Annotated in this window: 21 protein-coding genes; 14 read left to right on the forward strand and 7 right to left on the reverse strand. The window is 40.1% G+C overall.

All coding sequences use genetic code 11. The annotated features are described in order from the left end of the window. Positions 1–61: 61 nt before the first annotated feature. The 4 genes from ABD692_RS18305 to ABD692_RS18320 form a co-directional block, all read right to left on the reverse strand. Positions 62–820, reverse strand: a complete 759-nt coding sequence (locus ABD692_RS18305) for an endonuclease/exonuclease/phosphatase family protein (protein ID WP_344769287.1) — start codon at positions 818–820, stop codon at positions 62–64. A gap of 367 nt (positions 821–1,187) precedes the next feature. Further along, on the reverse strand, positions 1,188–1,586 hold the full coding sequence (locus ABD692_RS18310; protein WP_344769289.1) for a response regulator: 399 nt from the start codon (positions 1,584–1,586) through the stop codon (positions 1,188–1,190). Between the two features lie 34 nt (positions 1,587–1,620). Next, positions 1,621–2,244, reverse strand: a complete 624-nt coding sequence (locus ABD692_RS18315; protein ID WP_344769291.1) for a PAS domain-containing protein — start codon at positions 2,242–2,244, stop codon at positions 1,621–1,623. A 509-nt stretch (positions 2,245–2,753) separates the two neighbouring features. After that, entirely contained in the window at positions 2,754–3,488 is a 735-nt protein-coding gene (locus ABD692_RS18320) for a GntR family transcriptional regulator (RefSeq protein WP_344769293.1), read from the reverse strand. Between the two features lie 373 nt (positions 3,489–3,861). Between ABD692_RS18320 and ABD692_RS18325 the strand changes: the two genes are divergently transcribed. The 13 genes from ABD692_RS18325 (at position 3,862) to ABD692_RS18380 (ending at position 21,143) form a co-directional block, all read left to right on the forward strand. Beyond that, entirely contained in the window at positions 3,862–5,682 is a 1,821-nt protein-coding gene (locus ABD692_RS18325) for a class I mannose-6-phosphate isomerase (RefSeq protein WP_344769295.1), read from the forward strand. A gap of 5 nt (positions 5,683–5,687) precedes the next feature. Continuing rightward, entirely contained in the window at positions 5,688–7,103 is a 1,416-nt protein-coding gene (locus ABD692_RS18330) for a sugar porter family MFS transporter (RefSeq protein WP_344769297.1), read from the forward strand. Between the two features lie 70 nt (positions 7,104–7,173). Continuing rightward, entirely contained in the window at positions 7,174–10,326 is a 3,153-nt protein-coding gene (locus ABD692_RS18335; RefSeq protein WP_344769298.1) for a SusC/RagA family TonB-linked outer membrane protein, read from the forward strand. Positions 10,327–10,349: 23 nt separating this feature from the next. Then, positions 10,350–11,972 (forward strand): RagB/SusD family nutrient uptake outer membrane protein, encoded by a 1,623-nt coding sequence (locus ABD692_RS18340; RefSeq protein WP_344769300.1) that lies wholly within the window; start codon positions 10,350–10,352, stop codon positions 11,970–11,972. A gap of 11 nt (positions 11,973–11,983) precedes the next feature. Beyond that, complete coding sequence (locus ABD692_RS18345; RefSeq protein ID WP_344769302.1) at positions 11,984–13,111, forward strand: SusE domain-containing protein; 1,128 nt, start codon at positions 11,984–11,986, stop codon at positions 13,109–13,111. Between the two features lie 45 nt (positions 13,112–13,156). After that, the gene (locus ABD692_RS18350) at positions 13,157–14,365 is read left to right on the forward strand and encodes a glycoside hydrolase family 76 protein (RefSeq protein WP_344769304.1); all 1,209 of its coding nucleotides are present in this window, start codon (positions 13,157–13,159) and stop codon (positions 14,363–14,365) included. Between the two features lie 15 nt (positions 14,366–14,380). Next, positions 14,381–16,735, forward strand: coding sequence for a GH92 family glycosyl hydrolase (locus tag ABD692_RS18355; RefSeq protein WP_344769306.1), 2,355 nt, complete (start codon positions 14,381–14,383; stop codon positions 16,733–16,735). A gap of 35 nt (positions 16,736–16,770) precedes the next feature. Next, positions 16,771–17,943: a glycoside hydrolase family 76 protein gene (locus tag ABD692_RS18360; RefSeq protein WP_344769307.1), complete on the forward strand. Its 1,173-nt coding sequence runs from the start codon at positions 16,771–16,773 to the stop codon at positions 17,941–17,943. 9 nt (positions 17,944–17,952) lie between these two features. Beyond that, positions 17,953–18,813 (forward strand): ROK family protein, encoded by an 861-nt coding sequence (locus ABD692_RS18365; RefSeq protein WP_344769309.1) that lies wholly within the window; start codon positions 17,953–17,955, stop codon positions 18,811–18,813. A 149-nt stretch (positions 18,814–18,962) separates the two neighbouring features. Beyond that, the gene (locus ABD692_RS21000) at positions 18,963–19,178 is read left to right on the forward strand and encodes a hypothetical protein (protein WP_425567355.1); all 216 of its coding nucleotides are present in this window, start codon (positions 18,963–18,965) and stop codon (positions 19,176–19,178) included. A 265-nt stretch (positions 19,179–19,443) separates the two neighbouring features. After that, positions 19,444–19,809, forward strand: a complete 366-nt coding sequence (locus ABD692_RS18370; protein ID WP_344769311.1) for a hypothetical protein — start codon at positions 19,444–19,446, stop codon at positions 19,807–19,809. 405 nt (positions 19,810–20,214) lie between these two features. Then, entirely contained in the window at positions 20,215–20,670 is a 456-nt protein-coding gene (locus ABD692_RS18375; RefSeq protein WP_344769313.1) for a GNAT family N-acetyltransferase, read from the forward strand. Positions 20,671–20,852: 182 nt separating this feature from the next. Next, positions 20,853–21,143 carry a hypothetical protein gene (locus ABD692_RS18380; protein WP_344769314.1) on the forward strand — a complete coding sequence of 97 codons (291 nt, stop codon included), beginning with the start codon at positions 20,853–20,855 and terminating at the stop codon, positions 21,141–21,143. A gap of 58 nt (positions 21,144–21,201) precedes the next feature. Here the strand turns inward: ABD692_RS18380 and ABD692_RS18385 are convergent, their stop codons facing one another. Then, on the reverse strand, positions 21,202–21,894 hold the full coding sequence (locus ABD692_RS18385; RefSeq protein ID WP_344769316.1) for a DUF421 domain-containing protein: 693 nt from the start codon (positions 21,892–21,894) through the stop codon (positions 21,202–21,204). A gap of 405 nt (positions 21,895–22,299) precedes the next feature. On the opposite strand from ABD692_RS18385, the gene ABD692_RS18390 reads away from it, so the two are divergent. Next, entirely contained in the window at positions 22,300–23,016 is a 717-nt protein-coding gene (locus ABD692_RS18390) for a DUF3891 family protein (RefSeq protein WP_344769318.1), read from the forward strand. 18 nt (positions 23,017–23,034) lie between these two features. On the opposite strand, the gene ABD692_RS18395 is transcribed toward ABD692_RS18390, so the two are convergent. Together ABD692_RS18395 and ABD692_RS18400 are read right to left on the reverse strand one after the other, a co-directional pair. Then, entirely contained in the window at positions 23,035–23,469 is a 435-nt protein-coding gene (locus tag ABD692_RS18395; RefSeq protein WP_344769319.1) for a hypothetical protein, read from the reverse strand. A gap of 18 nt (positions 23,470–23,487) precedes the next feature. Then, positions 23,488–23,727 carry a hypothetical protein gene (locus ABD692_RS18400; RefSeq protein ID WP_316761616.1) on the reverse strand — a complete coding sequence of 80 codons (240 nt, stop codon included), beginning with the start codon at positions 23,725–23,727 and terminating at the stop codon, positions 23,488–23,490. Positions 23,728–23,737 lie beyond the last annotated feature (10 nt).

Genomic DNA, 23,737 nt, shown 5'->3' on the forward strand with positions numbered 1-23,737 from the left:
TAGTAGAACATACTGTTTTGCGTACTCGAGTTCATTAACTGTATCATTTTTAATGACAAACTTAAACTGCATTAAGTTTCTCCTCGGCGGTCTCAACCTCTTCAGCTGTAGGCACCAAATGCTCATTGAACTTTTCAGCCTGCGGTGCAAATTCAAGATTGACACCCATAGGAAAATGGTCCGAGCCGCATCTTTCAAGCCGCTTTATGGATTTTAGTGAGAAATTGGAAGAGCAGAAGATATGGTCTAAGGGAAAACGCAGAAAAAAGTACTTGGCATTAAAGCTGTTAAAAAACCCTCTTCCTCTACGCGGATCCAATAATCCGCTGATTTTTCCAAACAGTTCTGTTGTATAGCTCCATGCCACATCATTAAGGTCACCCATCACGATTACTGGCAATTTACTTTCTTTCGCCATTGTCGCTGCCAAAAGGATCTCTTTGTCCCTTTCTGTTGATCGGGGATTTTCTTGAGGCACAGGAGGCTTTGGATGAAGACAGAACAGTTTGACACGCTGTCCGCTTGCCAGGCTTACCTCGGCTATAATTGAAGGTATATCAGGTTCAACTAAATAGTGTATTTTTCCCTCGACTGGAAATTTTGAATACATAAGCATTCCGTAGGTGTTTTCCAGGGGTTCAAGAATCTGATAAGGGTAAGTTGCTGATAAACTATCCATCTCTTTCTGCCACCATAGATTGGTCTCGACCATCAAAACCAGGTCGGGCTGGTATCTTTTGATTAGTTTATGGTAGTCTTTGGATTTTTTATTCTCCTGGTAAACATTCGCAATGAGTATATTGATGTTATTGTCGTTCACAGGGTTTTTCGAAGAAATCAGCTGCTTTTTTCCGAAAACTGTGTAAGGAAGGATCAGGTAGGATAGATAGCAGATATTAATAAAAAGGCAAATAGAGAGCGCAGTTTGCCAGAAACCTATCGGTGGAAAATAAATAAGAAGAGTGCCAAAAATGAGTATACTGAGCGTGAGCTTCTGAAGTCTGGGATATTCGAAAACCCTAAAAATCCAATAGTCGTGCCTAATGAATGGGATGACTGTTGCAGCAACAAGAAAAAGTCCTGTGTATAGTAAAAGGTTATGTATTAGCAAATCTTTGAAGTCTGGATTTTAGAATGTTGTACAACGAAATGAGTAATGGGCTAATATAATGAAATAGCATTTAAAATTATTTGAAGAAAAATGAGAGTTGTGGTATCTCGGCTAATGCCAAAACGGTTTTTTCTTCTAAAGGTTTGGAGATGAAGCCATGTACACAAGGATACTCGAGAGCCCTAAAACTATCCCTTTGATCTATAGATGAGGTGACAATAACTACAAAAATATTAGCTTGAAACTTGGACGTTTTTAACTCGTCCAGAAATTGCCAGCCATTCATTACAGGCATATTTAAATCCAGAAAAATCAATAATTGCGATTCTTCATTAACATACGCTTCCAGAAAAACGAGGGCCGCTTTCGCCCCAAGAAAAGTCTTCCAGGTAGTTGAAATGATAGGTTCCAGAATTTCTTGATTAATGTATAGTGTAAAATTGTCATCATCTACTATTATAACGCTTCTATTCATAAGTGCAAACAAGGGGTTTGGTTGAGAAATTTGATTATCTTATTTTTTCTCGAACATTTTTTACGATATCAGAGATGATATCATCTAATTTTTTTGCTGTTTCTAAAATCATATTCGCCAAATTGCTTCGGAGCTGAACATCATCATGGGATTTGTTCAAAATCCTGGTAAGTGCAATCAAATTTGTTAATGGAGCCCTTACCGTGTGGGTTTGCTGGAAAACGATATTTTCCAAAAGTGTGGAGTGCGCAAGTACTTCTTCATTTATTTTTTGGGATGCAGCTCGCTCAGCGACAAGCTCTGTGATATCATAACCGATGCAAAATACTCCAACTGGCTCAGATCGGTTATTAATCATCGCTCTGAATTCCCATTGCGTACAAACATAGCCTCCCTGACCATCATGTTTTCGAATAGTTGCTGGTATCAATTTTCCTGGGTTTTGGAAACATAAAGCTGAAGCCTCTTCACAAATCTTACAGTCATCAGGATGCATGGTAATATGGTAGGGTTTGCCAACCAGATCATCGTGCAGGAATTGGAATTGATTCTTATAATTAGGGTTGGTATAGCTATAATTACCATCCATGCCCACACTGATTAAATAAAAATAACTGGACAGTTCCAGAAGGTCACGAGTTTGAGTAAAGTTTTGCATTTAGATGTTTTTATTTTAACATTTCAGCAGGTTAAAAGTTTTTTATCTGTAGAATTTGATTATAAATCGACGGATTAATTATAGATTTCTTGAGATTATTAGGCGTTTTCGGCTCTAAGTGCAACTGGCTGTACTTGTCAGGCCATACACCAAGTAATCTCGATTGCCACAAAAAGATCTTTCATCTCTCCACTTGTCATCTTGAGCATAGTCGAAAGATCCAGTAATCCCAAACCACCGAATGCTATAAAACAAAAGCTAGCCTTTGCTATTTGAGATGTCCTGAATGGCATTGGCATTATTTAAAGGTAGAGAAATCAGGGTTTTGTCGAAACTAAAAGGATAATTTAATAATGTGGGCTAAAATACAGGCTTAACAGTAACATGATTAGCTGGCGAAATGATAATTATCCTAAAGCTTAGCCTACCTTGAGCAGAGCAAAATTGATCAACTCGCCCCTGAAATCATCTGGTCTTTGGCACAAAAATCTGTTATTTTGTTTCAGGTATTACGCCCGTCGGCTCTCTACAGTATAGATAAAACTATCGGCTTTATAGTAACCCAGGTTATATTCTATTGGTCTTTCCTCGTTATCGTAAACAAACCTTTTGCGGAATAAAATAGGGGAGCCAATAGCGGTTTCCAATTTTTCCGCAATAAATTCATCTGCCAGCAAAGCACTAATTTCTTCTTTAGATACCATCGCAACGATTCCATGTGATTTTTCAAGCATTTCGTATAGAGGAGCCTTATAGTCTTCCTCTCCTGTAAGCCCAACAATTGGATGAAAATACGACTCAAAGAATACAAAAGGACCTTCAGGCCGGCCTCTGAGCCTGACTAATTTCAGTACTTTTATGTCTTCTTTAATTCCGAAAAAGCTTGCAATGCGCTTTTCAGGGAGTACCCAGCTTACATGGAGCTCAAAGTTTTTGATCGGAATCCCGCGGGCACTCATTTCCTGGGAAAAGCTCATCCAGTTTTTAGATTTTGAGCTTAGAGATTTGGATTCCACAACCCTGGTTCCAACCCCTTTTTTACGAACCAGTAAACCATCATAAACCAATTTATTGATCGACTGCCTTAAGGTGGTTCTCGATATGTTAAGGTCTTTTGAAAGCTCTACCTCATTAGGAAGAAGTTTTCCGTCTATATATTCCTGCGATTCAATCAGCCTTCGAAGCAGTTCTTCGGCCTGGATATGCAATGGTATCTGACTTTTATGATCGATTTTAAGTTTCATAATCATCACAATATTAGAAAAAAAATACCTTGTTTAAGTATGTGTGTACATAATTAGAGTCGTTAATGCTTCTAAGATGTGTTTAATCGCAATTTAATGAAAAAAAATTCAAAAATATTTGGACTATAATTATTAAATAATACATTTGTATGTACATACTTTTAAATGTATTGCCTAACCAAGTATTGATGTGTTGATTTTTACGTTAAAAATTTTTCAGTTCATATTTTTTGTTCTGATTAATTATATTGTGAAACAGCATTCATTGTGCGCATTAAGTCTTTTTCGGCTTTTTGTTCATTGCTTTCAAGAGCCGCTACTTCGGTCAAACCTTCATTTTAGTATTTGATATATATGTACATACAAATAAAACATGCAACAGCAACATTTAAGTCTTCCTAATATTTTGAACAGTACTATGTCTTTAGAAGAACCTTTAAGAAAAACCGAGCAGGAGATCATGCCCGATCATACAGCTAAAATCAAAAAAGTCGATGGTTACGATATATATCCGTATTTCAATCTGGGAGATCAAAAGATATTCTCGGGTATTGAAACTTTATGCGATTACATTGTTGATCATAAAACCGTGGTGATAGATGGCTATGTAGGCGTTTACTGGGACAGGTTAATTACAGCGATAACGAACGAGTTGCAATTAAGAAGCTTACAAGTCAACTTGGTTGATTTAGGTAAAGCAATGAAATCCGAAGAAGAAATTATACGTATAACTGCACCTTTTATGGGGCAGGAAGATTCTGTTTGGGGCAAAAAAACAACATTATCGCTGAAGGATTACTTTAATGTAGAACGTATAAAAACTGTATTCCCAGATCAGCATGCGTCTGTTAACATTCTGATTGGTACTGGTGCCGCTTTGGCGGGATGGGAGGCTAAACTGATTTACGTGGATATGCCTAAAAATGAACTCCAACATCGCATGAGTGCTGGCTCAATTTCCAATCTTGGTATATCTGATCCGCAGGAACAGATGGAGATGTACAAACGTTTCTATTTTATCGATTGGGTAGTACTCAATGCGCATAAAAAACAACTGAGCAACTTAATCGATGTATTTGTTGATGCGCAGTGGGAAGGAAAAATTAATTGGGCGCTAGCAAATGACATTCGTAACGGTATGGAGAAGATGTCGAATACGCTCTTTAGGGCGAGGCCATGGTTTGCGCCTGGTGCTTGGGGTGGACAGTGGATGAAAAAACACATGTCGCAACTTGATCAGAATGAAGTGAATTATGCCTGGTCATTTGAGTTGATTGTACCCGAAAATGGCATTGTATTCCAAAGTAGCGGTTTGCTGCTGGAAGTTTCATTTGATACTTTGATGTTTACCCAAAATGAAAATATCCTTGGAAGCCATGCTGAACAGTTTGGAGCGGAGTTTCCGATCAGATTTGATTTTCTGGATACCTTTGATGGTGGAAATCTATCCATTCAATGTCACCCTGGACTTGAATATATTCAAGATCAGTTCGGAGAAAATATTACCCAGGATGAAACCTACTATATACTCGATTGCAAAGCAGATGCGAGTGTTTACCTGGGCTTTAAGGACGATATTCAGGAGGGAGATTTTAAAAAAGTGCTCGAGGAAAGTAATTTGCACGGTATTGAAGTAGATATTGAAAAATATGTACAGGTGCATAAAGCCAAAAAGCATGATTTGTTCCTCATTCCTAACCGTACAATTCATAGTGCTGGCGCACAGAACCTTGTTCTGGAAATTAGTGCTACACCATACATATTTACCTTTAAGATGTACGATTGGCTAAGGTTGGATTTAAATGGAAAACCGCGCCCAATCAATATTGAACATGCTTTTAAAAACCTTGATTTTTCCAGAAAAGGGGCACAGGTTCCAAAGGAACTCATCGCCAAACCAATAGTCCTTTCTGAAGAGGTTGGGCAGACTTGTTACCATTTGCCTACCCACCAGGATCATTTTTATGATATTCACCGATTGGACTTTGACACATCAATAACGGTAGAAACCGATAATGTTTGTCATGTTTTAATGCTTGTAGAAGGTTCATCGATTAGTGTAACGACTGCAGATGGTTCAAGTATGAGCTTTCAATATGCGGAAACCTTCGTTATTCCTGCAGCTGCAGATAGCTATACCATCGTCAACCATTCAGACCAGCAAGCGAAAGTGATCAAAGCTTTTTTAAAATAAACACCATGATTAAACAAGAACAACATACCGAAATTAAAACGAGCAGCTCCTACTTGTACCTGGTTTGCCTGGTTGCAGCTTTGGGTGGGTTTTTATTCGGATTTGATACTGCTGTGATCTCTGGAACAATAAGCCTGGTAACCAGGGACTTCGGATTAAACGCAATAAGTGAAGGATGGTTTGTGAGTTGTGCACTTTTAGGCTGCATTATCGGTGTTATTATTTCGGGTAAGCTGAGTGATAAATTCGGTCGCAAAATCGTTTTAATTCTGTCAGCATTTCTCTTCCTTACCTCTGCGCTAGGTTGTATGTATGCTGGTGATTTTTCTACGTTGATCGCATTTAGGTTAATTGGCGGAATCGGAATTGGCGTGGCCTCAATGGTTTCTCCACTCTACATTTCCGAATTTGCTCCATCAAGACTCAGGGGAACCATGGTATCCTTATATCAGCTGGCTTTAACCATTGGTATTGTTACAGCTTATTTTACTAATGCTTATCTAGCTAATCACAGCGGGGAAATTTTTTCTGGAGCTGATGCTGAAAAAATATTTTCTCGGGAAATATGGCGGGCAATGCTTGGCCTTGGTGCGCTACCAGCGCTTATCTTTCTAATTTCTCTCTTGCTGGTACCCGAATCTCCAAGGTGGCTGCTGTCCATGGGAAGACAAGATAAAGCAGAAAAAATTCTGATCAAAATCGATGGAGAAACCGCGGCTAAAAAAGAACTTGATGTTTTCGCCAGTCAGCCAATAACAGACGAAGCAGGTTCATTGAAGACTTTATTCAAACCAGTTTACCGTAAGGCTTTATGGATAGGTTTATTATTGCCCTTTTTGTCGCAGGTTTGCGGCATAAACGCTGTGATTTATTATGGTCCCAGAATATTGGAGCAAGCTGGTTTTACATTAAACAATGCACTTGGCGGACAAGTAACCATTGGCTTGGTCAATGTGGTTTTCACATTCGTAGCAATATTTACCGTCGATAAATGGGGCAGAAAACCATTGCTTTATGTCGGAATTGGCGGAGCAGTAATTTCACTGGTTATTATTGGTCTGCTTTTTCATTTTGGCGTAAATACAGGTCCATGGATACTGATTTTTATCCTGGCCTTTATCGCCTGCTTCGCTTTTTCTTTTGGTCCGGTTTGCTGGGTGGTTATCGGCGAAATATTTCCCAATGGAATTCGAGGTAAGGCCATGTCTTTGGCCACGTTAACCCTTTGGATTGGTAATTTTTTTGTAGGCCAGCTTACCCCAGTTATGCTACAAGGGCTTGGTTCATCATGGACCTTCTGGATATTTGCAATATGCTGCTCTCCGGCGCTCTATCTCACCTGGAAACTCATTCCAGAAACCAAAGGTCATTCACTTGAAGAAATAGATGCTTACTGGCAGAAAGATCATCAAAAAAAATAAGAAAAGTACATTGCTCGAACCACTAACCTAATATATCAGATGCAATTGCATCATCCTTAATCAAAATGTTATGAGACATAAACTCTACCAATTCAAAAAACTAAAGCGACTGCCCTTCAGAAAGCTTGTGGTACTGGTTTCCATACTGGTTCCTTTTAGCCCTGGATATCTTAGGGCAAGCACATTCAAAACGCCAGTTACGATCCTGACTACGCGTGTAATTTCCGTTAGCGGAAAAGTTACGGACGAAAAAGGCATCGGTCTTCCGGGAGTAAGCGTGCAAATCAAGGGCACAAATATCGGAGCTGTAACTGACGGAAATGGTCTTTACAGTCTCTCTGTGCCAGATGAACTAGCGTCCAAAAACCTTACATTTTCTTACCTGGGCTATGTGAGTCAAGACATTTCGATAGCGGGTAAGAAGACCATCAACGTTCAATTAAAAGCTGGTGGGGATAATGCGTTAGAAGATGTTGTCGTTATTGGATATGGTACCCAGAAAAGAGTATCCATAACTGGATCGGTAAGCACAATTGATGGAAAAAATATAGAAAACAAACCAGTGCTGAATGCCTACCAGGCATTGCAGGGTGAGGCACCAAATCTGATCATCCAGCAAAGTAACTTAAATCCTGGGAGTGATGTAACAGTTAACATAAGGGGCGTAGGTACTTTGGGTGATAATACACCCCTTGTTGTAGTGGATGGGATTGTTGGAGGTAATTTAAATACAATAAACCCGAATGACATTTCCAGTGTATCGGTGTTAAAAGATGCAGGTTCGGCTGCAATCTACGGATCAAGGGCCGCAAATGGTGTGATCTTAATTACTACAAAAGCAGGTAAGCTGAATCAGAAAACTACAGTTTCCTATAACGGGAGCTATGGCCTTCAGGATGCAAACGTATTAGTACATAAGGTCCCAGCTTGGCAGAATGCCTATTATAAAAACGAGTCCCTCGTTAATTCAGGTCTCAGTCCAGCTTACACGCCCGATCAAATCCAACAGTTGAAAGATCTAGGTGAGGGAACATGGAAAATTGAAAATCTTTTGCGTACCGCGCCACAACAGTCACACAATGTTAACATTGCTGGTGGTGGCGAGAAAAGTGCTTTTTTTGTGTCTGCAGGTTATCAGGATCAGGAAAGTAATTTCATTGGAAATGGGGGTGACGGCGCAAATTTCGGCTATCAGAAATATAACTTAAGGTTAAATCAAACCAATATTATCGGTAAGCTCAGAACCAATTTCATCCTCTTGTATACTAAAACCAGAAACAAAACCAATAGTGTGGGGGATAATAACATTTTCGCCGATGCCAACCGTGTCCCAGCCAATTTTAACTGGCAGGATGAGAATGGAAATTACCTGACCAATCCCTTTGCTTCTCAATACAATGAATATGGTGTGCTCGAAAAAGGCGGCTTCAACCAAGCAGACAACGATGAAATCTTTGGATCCTTTAATGGTCAATTAAACATTACCAAAGATTTAAAACTGACCGGCGAATTCGGTGGAACGCTGCAAAATAATGGTACGTTTTTCCGCCGTCTGCAGGTAAATTACCTACCGTCAGGGGTTTATGGCGACGATCGTTCCGTACTTGATGCAAATAGTAAATCTCAGCTTTTTAATACCAAAATATATCTGGAATATGGAAAGAAGATTTCAGACCACGAATTCAAGGCTCAGTTTGGTGCATCAAGTGAAAATTATTCTCAGCGTGGATTCCAGTTGCAAAAAACATTAACCGATCAGTTGTTGGGTACACCGACCACAGGTACCATAGTTGATCCGATTAATTCGAACAACAGCTTGGCTATCAATTCTAACAGCTTACTTTCGTTATTTGGAAGGTTGAACTATGCTTTTAAAGACAAATACCTACTCGAGGCAACGGCACGTTACGATGCCTCTTCAAAATTTGCTAAAGGCAACCGTGGTAGTTTCTTTCCATCAGTAAGCGCTGGCTGGTTGATCTCGCAGGAAACTTTCATGCAATCAATAAAAAATACAGTGAATAGTTTAAAAATTCGTGCCTCTTATGGTGTCCTTGGAAATCAGAACGTTGGCAATTTCCAGTACCAGACTACATATTTCAATTATGCAAGTGCTTATGGCTTCAATAACATCCCAGTTGGCGGAGCGGGAACCTTGTTATCTAACCGTGATCTTACCTGGGAAAAAGCATCAACGTTCAACATAGGTTTGGATGCAGGCTTTTTCGATAACAGGCTGACAGCGACTTTTGAATATTTCAATAAGGTAACCAGAGATATTCTTCAGCCTAGGCAGGATATTCCGTTAATTTTTGGTGCAGCAACACCCGATTTCAATGTGGCAAAAGTAAGAAGCAAAGGTTGGGAAGCTTCACTAACGTATAATCTTCGCGGAGAAAATGTTACCCAGAGTTTTAGCGTTAATGTGGCCGATAACCAAAATAAATTATTGCAATTATCTGGCGGTGCCACCGAGCAAATCATCAATCAAGACGTGTTTCAGTTATTGAGACGTGTTGGCGAACCCATTACTCAATATTATGGATATCAAACCAATGGATTTTTTCAAAACCAGTCCGACGTTAACAACTCCCCAAAAATTGCTGGTAATGCCGTGGTTCCTGGTGATGTGAAATTTAAAGATTTGAACAATGATGGGATCATTGATGCGAAAGATAAAACCGTATTGGGTAATCCATTTCCACGCTATACTTTTGGATTTACTTACCGTTTGGCAGTAAAAGGATTTGATTTACAGTTGTTTATTCAAGGCGTCGGCAAGCGGGAAACGTTCCTGCGGGGTGAACTTGTTGAACCTTTCCATTATGGATATGGAGCAACAGTTTATGAACATATGACAGATTATTGGAGTCCGAGTAACCCAGATGCCCGTTATCCAATTTTTGCGAACATCGGGTCACCGTCTAATACCAATAATTGGAGAACAGGTTCCGATTTATATAAATATGATGCGGCTTACGCCCGTTTGAAGAACGTAAACATTGGTTACACCTTACCGCAAGCGATGACCAGCAAAGCCGGAATAAGCCGTTTGCGTGTTTCATTGATCGGCCAAAACCTGTTTACGTTGAGTAAACTCAAATTTATTGATCCTGAAACATCAGAATTCGGAAATAACCTAAGTACTGGTTCCAGCTCAAATAGTGCACGACAGTATCCGCTGCCTATTTTTTATGGTGCTGGTTTAGACATTACCTTTTAATAATCATGGTAAGCATTACTCATATGAAATTTACATTCAAAAACCTAATTATAGCTATTGCCTTACTTGCCCTGGCAGGCTGCAAAAAGCTCGACATTGCACCCACTGACCGGTTCTCAGATTTAACCTTCTGGACGGTGGATGTTAATGTAAACAATGCACTGAACAACAATTATAGCTTGCTTTACAATAGCAGCTTATTTTTCGAACCTGAAGCACTTTCGGATAATGCTTATTCGCCGTCGGGGGATTTAAACCTGATAGCGAGTGGTAATGCAACATCGCTCACGGCGAAATTTGCAGGAGACTGGGCAAGCTACTACCGAACGATCAAATCGGTAAATATTTTTCTGGAAAATGTGGATCAGAATAAAACCCTGCCGCAGGCAACCATTGCCAGAATGAAAGCGGAAAACCAGTTTATGCGTGCCTTCGCACTGTTCAACCTCAGTAAATGGTTTGGCGATGTGCCACTTCCTGATCACGATTTAACACCTGAAGAAGCACAAGTCATTCCGCGTACCTCGAAAGCTGCTATCAGCGATTATATTATTACCCAGCTTGAAGCAGCCCTTCCTAATCTGCCAAGCAAGGATCAACTTCCAGCCAGTGAGAACGGCAGGATCACAAAAGGTGCTGCTCTGGCGCTGCAAATGAGAACATTGCTTTACCAAGGCAATAAAATGGCAGAAGTGGTAACGGTATGTGAAAAACTGATTAATAACCAAGCTACCTACGGAACGTACGCGTTAACACCTAATTACAGTGCGCTTTTTAGCGATCCCAATACTAATAAGACCAATAGTGAAAGTATATTATCACTCCAGTATGTACCAACCGTGCGCACCTGGCAAAATTTTTGGGATTTTGCACCGAGAACCGTGGGTGGAAGGGTAAGTGCTATGGCGCCTACCCAGGAACTTGTAGATGATTATATCATGCTCAATGGAAGAGGAATCAAAGAAGCGGGCTCTGGTTATCTGGAAAGTAATCCTTACGTAAACCGTGATCCACGACTTACTGCAACAGTTGTTTACGACAGGTACAGCTGGGTAAATCCAAACAACACAGTCAAAACAATTTATATCAAACCAGGATCGGATCCGGTTCAGCCCGGACTGGATGAATATTCTCCAGGTTCACAGAGTGCTTCTGCAACTGGTTATTATTGGCGGAAATATTTCGATCCGATCGCCTTATCAAGTTTCGTTTCAGGAAATAATTTGCACCTGTTTCGCTATGCAGAGGTCCTTCTGAGTTACGCGGAAGCCAAAAATAGCCTTGGTCAAATGGATGCAGCAGTTTGGGCTAAAACAATCGGTGCTTTGCGCTCGAGAGCAGGTTTTACTGATGCAGGCGCTTTGAGCTTTCCTTCAGGTGATTTAACCAGTGTAATTCGTCGCGAACGCAGGGCCGAATTGGCAATGGAAGGTTTAAGAGTGGATGATATCAGGCGCTGGAAAGTGGCGGAAACCACAATGAATGGTTTCGCTCACGGGGCAAAATTCGCTACCGATCAAAATGTTGATGGCGGCTACATCAGAACCCAGCAGCGTAAATTCAATCCTCAGCGTGATTATTTATGGGCAGTGCCTTCAGGTGAGGTCGGTCTTAACAAAAATTTGACGCAGAATCCAGGTTATTAACGAATCAAGCTATGAAAAATCTAAAAACAATATTTGCCTTAATGCTGCTTTTATCTCTCGCAGTTGTTTCCTGCAAAAAGGATGAAAAGGATTTAAATGAAAATATTAGTCCTATTGGAGCACTAAGTTTACCAGCTAATCAGGCCTCAATTAAGTTAACGCCTTCCAATGCTGCGGCAACACAGCAGTTTAAGTGGACTTCAGCAGTACCTGAAGATGGTGGACTGATTCTTTACGAAGTAGCTTTCGATAAAGAAGGAGAAAATTTTTCGGCTCCAGTCTTTAAAGTAGTTTCCGATGGAGGGGGTGTACAGCCTCAGATAACCATCTCCCATAAAGATTTAACTAAGATCGCGGCCCTTTGCGGCATCAATTCCTCATCTACAGGTAAGGTAAACTGGACCGTTATTGCCTCGAAAGCAAGTAACAAAAAAACCGGGCAGGACATTAGAACCCTCCAACTGGAGCGCCCTGCTGGATTTGCTGAAGTACCCACTGAACTTTATTTAACTGGGTCGGCAAGTGAAGGAGGTGATGACGTATCCAAAGCTGTAAAATTTAAAAAACTGGAGGATGGTGTGTTCGAACTTTACACTTCATTAAAAGCAGGAACTTACAGCCTCACCGATAAACCAGCTCTAGCAGGAAGAAAGTTCTTTGCAGAAGGTGCTTCGATAAAAGAAGGAACATCAACCATTACGGTAACGGGCAACGCAAAAGCCTATTACCTGAAATACGATTTTAATGTAGCCAGTGTGATTGAGGTTAGTGAAGTGCAAAGCGTGGGACTATATATGTCTGCTTATGGCAATGAAATTGGACAGCTAAATTACACTTCGGCAGGTACCTGGGCTTCTGGTATCATTCCAGTCGTTTTTTACCAGTTTTCTTGGGGCAGAGATGAGCGCTACAAATTTGCGATCCATACTTCCTCTGGTATTAAATATATGGGCAGCAGCAATGTGAATAATGTGAGCCCGGTTGGTCAGGCTGCTTCTTATTTTTACCTGAATACTGTAACCAATGATCAGTGGAACAATACATATAAGTTTAACCCTTCAGCAGACAATAAAAGCATAAAGGCAACGGTAAATTTGGGAGCCAGTAGTCCATATACCCATACAATTGTGACCCAATAATTTTTGCACTGCCAGCTTTCAGGCTGGTGGATAAAGATCTACGCCATGAAAAAAATACTTAGAAATACATTCCTGATTTTCGCACTCCTGGCCTCTGCCTCCTGTAAAAAGGGGGTAGATCCAGTACCTGTAGTACCGCCACCGGTTGTTCCGCCTGTGCTTCCTGGCTCTTCGGTAAACTATCTTCAACAAGCAAAGGATACGCATGCTTTTACGGTAAATAACCTGCTAACAGCAAGTTATGGATACAGGGCGAATACTACTTCGAAATCAAACAATTGTTTTGAATGGTACAACGTGAGTCAAATATATGCAGATGCGGCTATGGTGGCAGCAGGAGAAACCAGCTATCTGGTTTACATGAACAATACCTTTAAATTCATGGATAATATGTGGGATAAAAATGATTTAAGGGGTGGTTATTTTGCATCAGTTAACCTGGACGGTACAGGTGCAGGAGGTGATAAGTATGTAGATGATAATGCATTAAGTGGAATGGTATATCTCGAAGCTTATGATGTTACCACAGGCGCCGATAAGCTAACTTATCTTGCCAAGGCTAAAGCTTGTGGAGATTGGCTAATTAACAGCGGTCTCTGGGACAATGTATATGGGGGCGGATTTTACTGGAATACACTCAAACCCGAAAAACCAACCCAAACCAATGGACTTACGCTCCAGTTGTTTCTAAAACTGTATAGTTTGACGGGAGAATCTATTTACCGCGATTGGGCCATGCAGGTGGATGCATGGTTGACAGGCAAAATGTTCGATGTAAATACTGGATTGTATATTTGGAAAATAGATGGACCAGGTGAAGGTACGAAGCGCACGCAAAAATTTACTTATGATAATGCGATCATGGTGGAGGCTCTGATCTTATACAGTAAAATTATGAAAGATCCCTCTTATTTAACCAAAGCGCAAAATCTAGGTAAAGCGATGAACAGCACATTATGGAATGCCATTTACAAAGGTTATATTTTTAATACTGCTGAAACAAGGATCAACCCGGCATGGTGCGCCTGGGGTTCTCAGGCCATGATTCGTCTTTACGAAGAGGATAAAAATCCGGATTGGCTGATTTATGCCAAGGAAAATATAAACCGATTGAACATCGCAAACCGAAATACTGCTAACCTGGGCTACTACTTTTTCGCTGGCTTTGACGGGCAAAATCGTTCTACCGAAATGGAAACTGTTGACCAGGCTTGGATGCAGCGCCTTCAGGCGATGTTGTCAAAATATCAATAATCAGAATCTTCAATTATGAAAGTAAACTATAAATCAATATTTCTCCTTCTTTTTTTTCTGGTTACAGCAGTTACTTCTATTGCGCAGGATTTATTGAAATATGTTAATCCAAACATTGGAACCGCACATAGCAGGTGGTTTTTTTATACACCTGCCGCGGTTCCTTATGGCATGGCAAAACTTGCGCCATCAACAAACGGTAGTTATGGCAACCAACAAGGTTGGGAGGCTGTGGGTTATGATACCCGCCACAACTCCATAGAAGGATTTGTCCATTTTCATGAGTGGCAAGTAGGTGGGATCAGTTTTATGCCAACCGCAGGCACGTTGAAAACCGTTCCAGGTGAACTGGAGAAAGTGGGGAGTGGATATCGCTCCACATTTGACCGCAAAAACGAGATTGCACAGCCTGGATATTATTCCGTAGTACTGGATGATTTTAAAATCAAAGCTGAACTTACCGCCACAAAAAGAGTTGGATTTCATCGCTATACTTTTCCACAGAGCAATAGCTCGAGAATCATTTTATCAATCGGTAACGTGCAGGGAGAAAGTGGTCCGATAACCGATGCTTCAGTAGAAATGATTGATGATACCCATTTTCAGGGTTTTGTAATTACTTATCCAAAGTATGTGAAAACCTACGATGAAGGTGGTCGTGTTGCGATGTATTTTTATGGAGCACTTAATAAAAAACCAGCTGAAGTTGGTGCTATAATCAAAGATGCTGCGATTGCGAATCAGCGATCTGCTAAAGGAGTCGGGGCAGGGCTATTTTTAAACTATCAAACCTCTGCAAATGAAAGCGTGGAAATTAAAGTAGGACTTTCTTATACCTCCATCGCAAATGCGAAATTAAACCTTAAGACCGAAGCAGAAAATCTAACTTTTGCCGGTGCGAAAGCTGTAGCTCAGCTAGAGTGGAACTCGGAACTCGGAAAACTTAAGGTATCAGGAAAACTAGAGGCCGACAAAACAAAATTTTATACCGGATTATATCATGCCTTATTGGGTAGAGGAATAGCGAGTGATGTTAATGGTAATTTCCCGCGACATGATGGAAGCATAGGGCAACTGCCAAAGGATGCCAAAGGCAAATTCAGTTACAATTTTATGAATACCGACGCCATTTGGGGAGGATTCTGGAATCTTACGCAATTATGGGCGTTATCTTACCCATCGCATTATAGCGATTTTGTACACACTCAGCTGGAAATTTATAAGGAGCGCGGCTGGTTTGGTGATGGCATCGCGAACAGCAACTTTGTATCTGGTGTCGGAACCAATTTTGTTGGATTAGCTATTGCTGGGGCTTACCAGGCAAATATCAGGGATTACGATCTGAATCTCGCTTATAAAGCTATTCTGGGAAATGAAATTGGCTATCAAAACCGGTTAGTAGGTTCGGGGAAAATGGATACAAAAAGTTTTATATCCAAAGGTTATGTGCCTTTTTTAGATGCGGATAAAACGGATTCAACAGGGTCACATTTTTCAGGATCGCATACGCTAGAATACAGTTACAGCGCCTTTGCTGCTGCACAGATGGCGAAAAACCTTGGTAAGATTGAAGACTATAAAAGGCTTATAAAATTGTCGGATGGCTGGCGAACGATTTTTGATCAAAGCCTTAAACTTGTAAGGCCTAAAACAACTGATGGAAAATTTATTGATCAGTTTAATCCACTGGAAGCCTGGCGTGGTTTTCAGGAGGGCAATGCAACGCAATATACGTTTTATGTGCCGCAAAACCCTCATGGGCTTATCCAGCAAATCGGAAAAAAAACTTTTAATGAGCGTCTGAACAATATTTTTGAAACTTCTCAGAAAAATGCATTCGGTGGTGGCAAAACGATTGATGCTTTCTCTGGTATTCAATCTTTATATAACCACGGTAACCAGCCTAATCTGCATATCAGCTGGTTGTTTAACTATTCCGCTGCACCCTGGTTAACCCAGAAATGGACTAGGGCAATTTGTGACGAGTTTTATGGCACTGAAAGTATCCATGGATATGGCTATGGTCAGGATGAGGATCAGGGACAGTTGGGTTCTTGGTATGTTATGGCTTCTTTAGGATTGTTCGATGTGAAAGGATTAACAGATGCCAAACCTGCTATCCAGATTGGCAGTCCGATGTTTGATCGTTCAGAAGTTAGCCTTGGCAATGGAAAACGCTTAACGATTGAGGCAAAAAACAATAGTAAAAGCAATGTATATGTGCAGTCTGCAACTTGGAATGGAAAAGTGCTAAATCAAGCCTGGCTTTTTCGGGACGAGCTGATGAAAGGTGGCACATTGAGTTTAATCATGGGGAGCAAACCTAATATGGCCTGGGGAATAACAGTTCCACCGCCCTCAAGCCAGTAAGGGATTTTTTTATTAGAAACTGATTTCAAGAACATATGAAATACTTATTGATTATCACCATGATGGTGCTATCGGGGAAGAGCTATCCCCAGCATTTTCAGTCGAGTAACTTTTACAAACAAAGGGCTGATGTTTTTTTTGAAAAAGTATGGAAAAACTATCGGTTGAAGAAACACCCTGGATTATTTAGTGAGCACTTTCCAAATGGTGAAAAAGTGGAATTGGATTACTTTCAAGGTTCAAATGTTAAAGAAAAAGAAGTCAGTTTCTTATGGCCGTTTTCAGGAATGTTCTCTTCCGCCAACGTATTGGTGCGGTATCCTGACCTGAAGACAAAGTACGCGAAATTCCTGGATACCTTAACAATTGGAGTTTGGACATACCGAGATACCACGCGTTTGCCTGTAGGTTATCAGGCTTACCCAGCCACGCTGGAAAAATCTGACCGTTATTATGATGATAATGCCCTCGTTTGTATTGATTATGCTGAAGCCTACTTCAATACAAAAGATGTTCAATATGTGAGCAAAGCCAAAGAAGTTTTTAACTTCATTATCAGCGGTTGGGATGAAAAGCTTAATGGCGGGGTTTACTGGCTGGAAGGCCATAAAGACCAGAAGCCAGCCTGTAGTAATGGAATGGCCACGTTGGCTGCGCTTAAACTTTATCAGGCTAGCCAGGATCGGGTTTATTTAGACTGGGCGAAACGTTTTTATCAGTGGATGCAGGCGAGGTTACGAAATCCTGAAGGAATCTATTATAATGATATCAAAATGGATGGTAAAACCAATGCAACTTATTATACCTACAATACTGGTTCAATGTTAGAGTCTGCCGTATTGCTTTATCAGTTTACCAAAGACCCCACTTACCTGAAAGAAGCTCAGTATGTTGCAGCAAATTCGTATCGGTTTTTTTCTATAGAAGAAAATGGCTTGCGTACCCTTAATATTGATCTTCCCTGGTTTGTTACGGTTTTGTTTAGAGGCTATGAAGCGCTATACAAAGTAGATCATAACGCGAAATACATCCTAGCAGTAGCTACAGATTTGGACAGCGCCTGGGAAAAATCTGCCGATCAATATGGATTTTTAACTCCAAAATGGGCAACCGATGAAGCTTCGAAACGAAAACCAAAATGGTTGCTGGATGAAGCCTGCATTGCCGAACTCTATGGTCGTCTTGGCTTATTAAATTTAAAAAACTAACCTTTTTATATGAGCGATAACATTGTTCTTGGTGTGGATATTGGTGGCTCTCACATTACTGCCGCCTTAGTTGATATTACTAACGGAAGAATACTCGAAGACTCCACACATCGGGAAAAGGTCGACTCTTTAGCTGATGCAGGCCAGATTATTCAGTCGTGGATTGCAGTAATGAGCAAGAGCCTGCAATCTGCCCCAAACTCCAGAAAAATCGCTATTGCAATGCCAGGGCCATTTGACTATGAAAATGGTATTTCCTTAATAAAAGGTGTAGGAAAATATGATGCCCTTTATGGAATGAATGTGCGCACCTTGCTGCTGTCTCAGTTATTGGACAATGAACATGAAATTAGCTTTGTGAATGATGCAGCTTGTTTCCTGCAGGGCGAGATTAGCTATGGGCCGGCTGCTGCCTATCAGGAGGTTGTAGGTTTTACATTGGGAACTGGTTTTGGCTCGGCTATTGGACAAGGTGGACATGTGTTCGATGCCGATTTCTGGTGCCATCCCTTCATGGGTGGAATATGTGAGGATTTCTTTTCATCCAGGTGGTTTGTATCCACCTATAACAACTATTCGGGCTTAAAGGTAAATAACGTTAGAGAGCTCATTTTAAATGTCGATCTAGGAGGACCTTTACTACAAGTATTCGATGAATTTAGTATGAACATGGGCATTTTTCTGACCCAGCTTTATAAAAAGTACAAATTTGAATGCGTAGTGCTTGGAGGAAATATATCCAATGCATCAACACTATTTTTGCCTCAGCTGAAATATTATTTGCAAACCATGGCGATATCCGTTCCTGTTTATATTTCTTCTAAAGGGGAAAATGCAGCTTTAATTGGTGCCGCCTGTTCAGTTTTATAAGTTTGTTGAAATTTGTATAAGGGAACAGTTTGCGGCTTTATTATTAACAGCTCTTTCCATCGATATCCCTCAGGGTGTCACCTCAACTACTCTGGTGAATGTAAAAAGTCATATTATCAAGGACCTTAAAGGTCTAAACTGGCCATATCATCCGCTCACATAACCAACTATCCGAAAGAACAAATCCTGGAGAGGAGGATATTAAACTGACCGCGAGGTTAGTTGAAACATTGACATTTTTAATAACCCTATTTTTTGCTACGATAATTATTGCGGCCTTGAGGATAAGTAATCGTCGAGTTTACTTTTCAGCAGCTTATGGTAAGCCTCAATGCCCTGGGGTCACGAACAATAATATTTTTTAAAAGATTGCTGATATATTATTTTCGCATCGTTATAATTGAAATACTTCTCACAAGTTTGCTTGGTAGGTTTATCCTAATGGCTTAACTAGTTGGAGTCCGTTAATTATTTCATCTAAACAATCAGTTATAAATTTTCGCAAAAATCAAATATGACTAAACAGACATGTGTAGAGCAGCCTATTCGGAAATAATTTTTATTCAAACATTAGATTCCATCTGATGTTTCTATGGGATAATTGTATAACCATATTAACCCCTAATATTAATGAATCTTCAGGAAAATATCATCAATTTTTATGAAATGTCCAGAGAATTAGAAAGCATAAAATCTAAAATAAAACAATTAAGACAAGGTTTGGGAACCAATGAAAATGAACAAATGTTTGACATACAGGCCTTGCAGAAGAAAGTTGATTGTTATGTTGAAATTGAGTCCCTGGTAAACAAAATGACCCTGATCCCTGGTAAACTTTTAGGGATTCAAAACCGAATCATTTTTTTACTCAAGCAAGTCGGTTTTCCTGAAAGGCATAAAATTCTCGTTAATATGGAAAATCAGGAGGCTTTAAACTTCTGGTATGATGGATCTGATGTTTTCTCTGAAGAAGTAGCAAGTCCAATTCATGTGTAATCATTAGGCATGCTCGAAGCTATTTCATAGAAGACTGGCGCTCGCAACTTTTGATTTCGCTGTGTATAGCTTTGGTGACTGCTGAAAGAAATTTATTAAATCTTACATGCTTAACAAAAAAAAATCTGCTTGGATTTTAAAGGTAGATATTGCATATTCTGGATGCCCGCTTACAATTATACCAATCAGACCGTATGAATTTATTTTATTATCGATCCAAAAGAACCAGCAATACAGCGTTTCTTTTTAGTATAACCAAATATTATATACCTCAATTACACTAAATTTAAAACCAAACCTTAGCACGGATCAGGATTTGTTAAACTATTTACATTAAAATTGGTTATCGTTAAAAATGTAATTTAAATATTTCAAAAAAAGTAAATCCTTAGCCAGCTTTTCACCATGGAGATTGTTAAAGTCAATACAACGTATCAATATTATCTAAATCCCGACCTTAGCCAGATTGACTGGGATAACGTCCTTTTGCTGTTCCAGAAAATAAACTGGAAATATAGGATTGCTGATGAGCTTAAGGCAGCCTTCAAAATGAGCACCTCTACTTTGTTTATTTATAACCAAGGTGATATCATTGCTTTTGGAAGGATAGTTGGTGATGGACGCTATTATGCTATGCTTGCCGATATCGTTGTAGATCCCGATTATCAGGGAAAGGGCCTCGGTAAATACCTGATCACTACGCTGAATGGTATATTGGAAAACTATCACTTTGTGAACCTCACAGCAGCTCCAGGCGCAGACAATTTTTATAAGAAAATGGGATGGAAGAAACAGACTACTTCGTTTATCTGGCCACAGGGGCCAAAACAGCTAAGGCAGCATTGTGAGAAAGAGGAGTAACCAGGCAGATTTCATCAGAAATTATTCTCACTAAGATTCAACTAAACTATCTAAATTCTATTGCTATATTTCTGGAGTGCGAATTTTACTGTATTTAAATGATCGACTTTATTCCCAAACCAATCTAATGCTTCTATTGTTATGGTTTAAACCGATATCTCAAACAGTAATTGTGCAAACATATGGAAAGCAACAACAAACAGAAAGAATTCAGTCCGTCAGATCAAAATAGGTTTAAAGAGGGGCTTGTCGAAACCAAATGGACACAGAATGGACTACCGTACTATGTAATTCGGGATGGCTTCGACCTGAATGAATATGCACTTTTGGCCAAGAGACAACTGGAACATGATCGGGAAATCGCCCATGATTTTACCAGTAAGGTTATCAATGAATCAGCAGATTCCGAAGTGCCATTCGAATATAAGTCTGGCTGGTTTTTGGAAGGACTTGCAGAAGGAGAAATCGAGTAAGCTGGAAATTCAATTCATTTTAGGCGACTCAAATTGTTGACTTCAATCCTACGGATGATTATTTTATCCTTGGCTGATCATCCGCTTTTACCCATTTATAGTGCCCGCAGTTAGAACATTCTCTTTCCTGTCCTTTGTCTAAAGCCTCCACTTTTCCGCAGAAGCTGCAGGCAAAAAGACCGTTATGATCTACGGTACTTGACGCACGGGCGAATTCTTTTGGCAGGATGGGTAGTCCTGGCTTAACCTGTTCATCGGAAAAGAAAAAAAGGCTGACGCATCCAGAAGTCTCCAGAATGGCTGTTTTTACCTGCCCCAGGTGGGATACGCCCTGCTGCCGCAGCTCGGAAAAAAATTCATCCTGGGCAAGTGTTTCCTTGCGGAATCCGTTTATGGAAAACATCCCCTGTTCAATAATATATGTCGCCTTTCCTTCGACAAGATCATCGAAACCTTCGCTTTTGGCCATCAAATAGGTAGTTAGCCTGTATGCACCAACTATTATCGCAAAAATCGCAATGGGCACCATCAGCCCGATTTCTTTGTAAAACATCGGATCTCCAGCAGCGGAGCCAAGGCTAATAATAACCACCATTTCGAATACTGACAACTGCCTTACACCACGTTTCCCCAAAAGCCTCAAGCCGATCAGTATGATAAAATACATCAATATGGTACGGATGGCAATTTCAATTAGAAATCCCCATTTTTCTTCGCCTACCATCATTTTGGTCCAGTCTAAATCCTGCATTTTATATTTAATATTTGTTTTTTATTCTGTCGAACTTGCCTTTAGGTTAACTTCATTAACTTATGCGATTTCAGCATGCGGTGAGTTGTACCTCAACATATATACTGGTTTCCATCCATTGTTAACCAAAGCTTTTAGATAATGTTTGATTCTTCGGTAATTTTAATTAGCGAGATAAGCCGTATAATTTAATACATCGATTTTGAAGAAAAATTTTATCATTAATCTAATCTAAACTTTCTTTTACGGAAAAGGTTATATGAATATGCAGATCACATCCTACTTTTTGAAAAACTAAGGTGATGTCAAAAACATGCAGAATGCGCCTCACGGTTTAATTTCTAGTATGGGTAAAATTAATAGTTCAGAATTAAAATATGATGTTAACAGAAAGGAATTCAGGCTTTGATTGTTAATTACACTAAGGAAGGTTGGGAGATTATTACCCAAAGGTGCCATGGACTTCTTGCAGGACAAATATGTGCGGAATGGAAGATATCAGAGCGGCCAGGGAGGTGGATAGAAACCCTTATCGCAACAACTGAGCATGATGATGTATTTAATGAATTTAATATCAGTCCTTTGCTTACCTCAACAGGAGGGCCCATCGATTTTGCAATGACAAAGTTCGACCAGAACGCATGTAGCAGAATGATCGGTATGGCTTTGACCAAAAGCCGTTTTATCGCTTTGCTGTTTGCCAGACATATTGCTTTCACCCATGGTGAAGAGCCTATGGCGAAAAAATATCTTGCCAGATTGAAGAAGCTAGAGAAACAATGGCTTAAAGATGCCCAAATATCAGTCGAAGATGTTGATTATGCGTATAGTTTATTGGAATTCTGTGATGCTTTCTCCCTGCTCATCTGTCAGCATCTGATTCCACCAGAAAAACGTAATTTAGAAATAGGACAGGGGCCGCACGGGCGGTCCTATGAGTTTTTTCAACATCAAGATGGTAGGCTGATCGTTTCTCCTTGGCCTTTCGAAGTAAGTCGCTTTGAAATAGCTTATGAACGCATCACTTTAGCATCCCTGACATATAAATCTGAAGATGATTTTAGGAAAGCAATTCGGGCGGCTAAAATAATCAGGCAAAATATTATCATATCTAAAAATTAGATCTAACGTCTTATCAACTTAACGTTTTAACAATTTTAGTAGTGCTCCAGTTACCAATGCCCCATAAAGATAATAGATGACTGTCAAGCTGCTCACTTGGGAATTTCTTGCAACAGGTGCGGGATCGAGACCCAATGGTTTTGGAAGCTTAACTGCACCGAAACCTGCTGCCAAGCCCAATGCAATTGCTTTTGGCCAGATCAGACTGCTTCTCCCACCGATAAAACTGTAATAAAGAGCATTGCTGGCAAGGTCTCCGGCAAGGGTTGAAAGATATAGGTCTTGTTTATCGCCCACCTCCACGCCGAAATAGCTCATTGACTTTTGCAATGCCTCTTCCCCAAGCTCATCGATGTGCGGCATATTTCTGCCTTTGTTTTTTAATGATTCGTGAACGATATTCAGTGCGATTGCTCCACCAAGGCCAGCAATCAGGTTTATTATCTTAGCCATGTTCTTTGATTTAAAATTCTAACTGTGACCTACCTCGGTTATATATCCAGGGTCTACTGGTGCAGAAGTATCAGCAGGCGAATTTTCAAGATAGGAGCGCTCCACATCTTTAAGGTATTCCTTTAATATTGAAATCCTATTCAAAACTTCTGCTTTTTCCTGCTCATTATGATCTGGTGCACCATCCATAGCTTTTAGGGTATCCACGGCATAATCCATAAACTTTTTGACTTGTTCCGATAAAAGTAGTTTTTCCATTGATAAATGA

The sequence above is a fragment of the Pedobacter ginsengiterrae genome (assembly GCF_039537385.1).
GTDB classification, from domain to species: domain Bacteria; phylum Bacteroidota; class Bacteroidia; order Sphingobacteriales; family Sphingobacteriaceae; genus Pedobacter; species Pedobacter ginsengiterrae.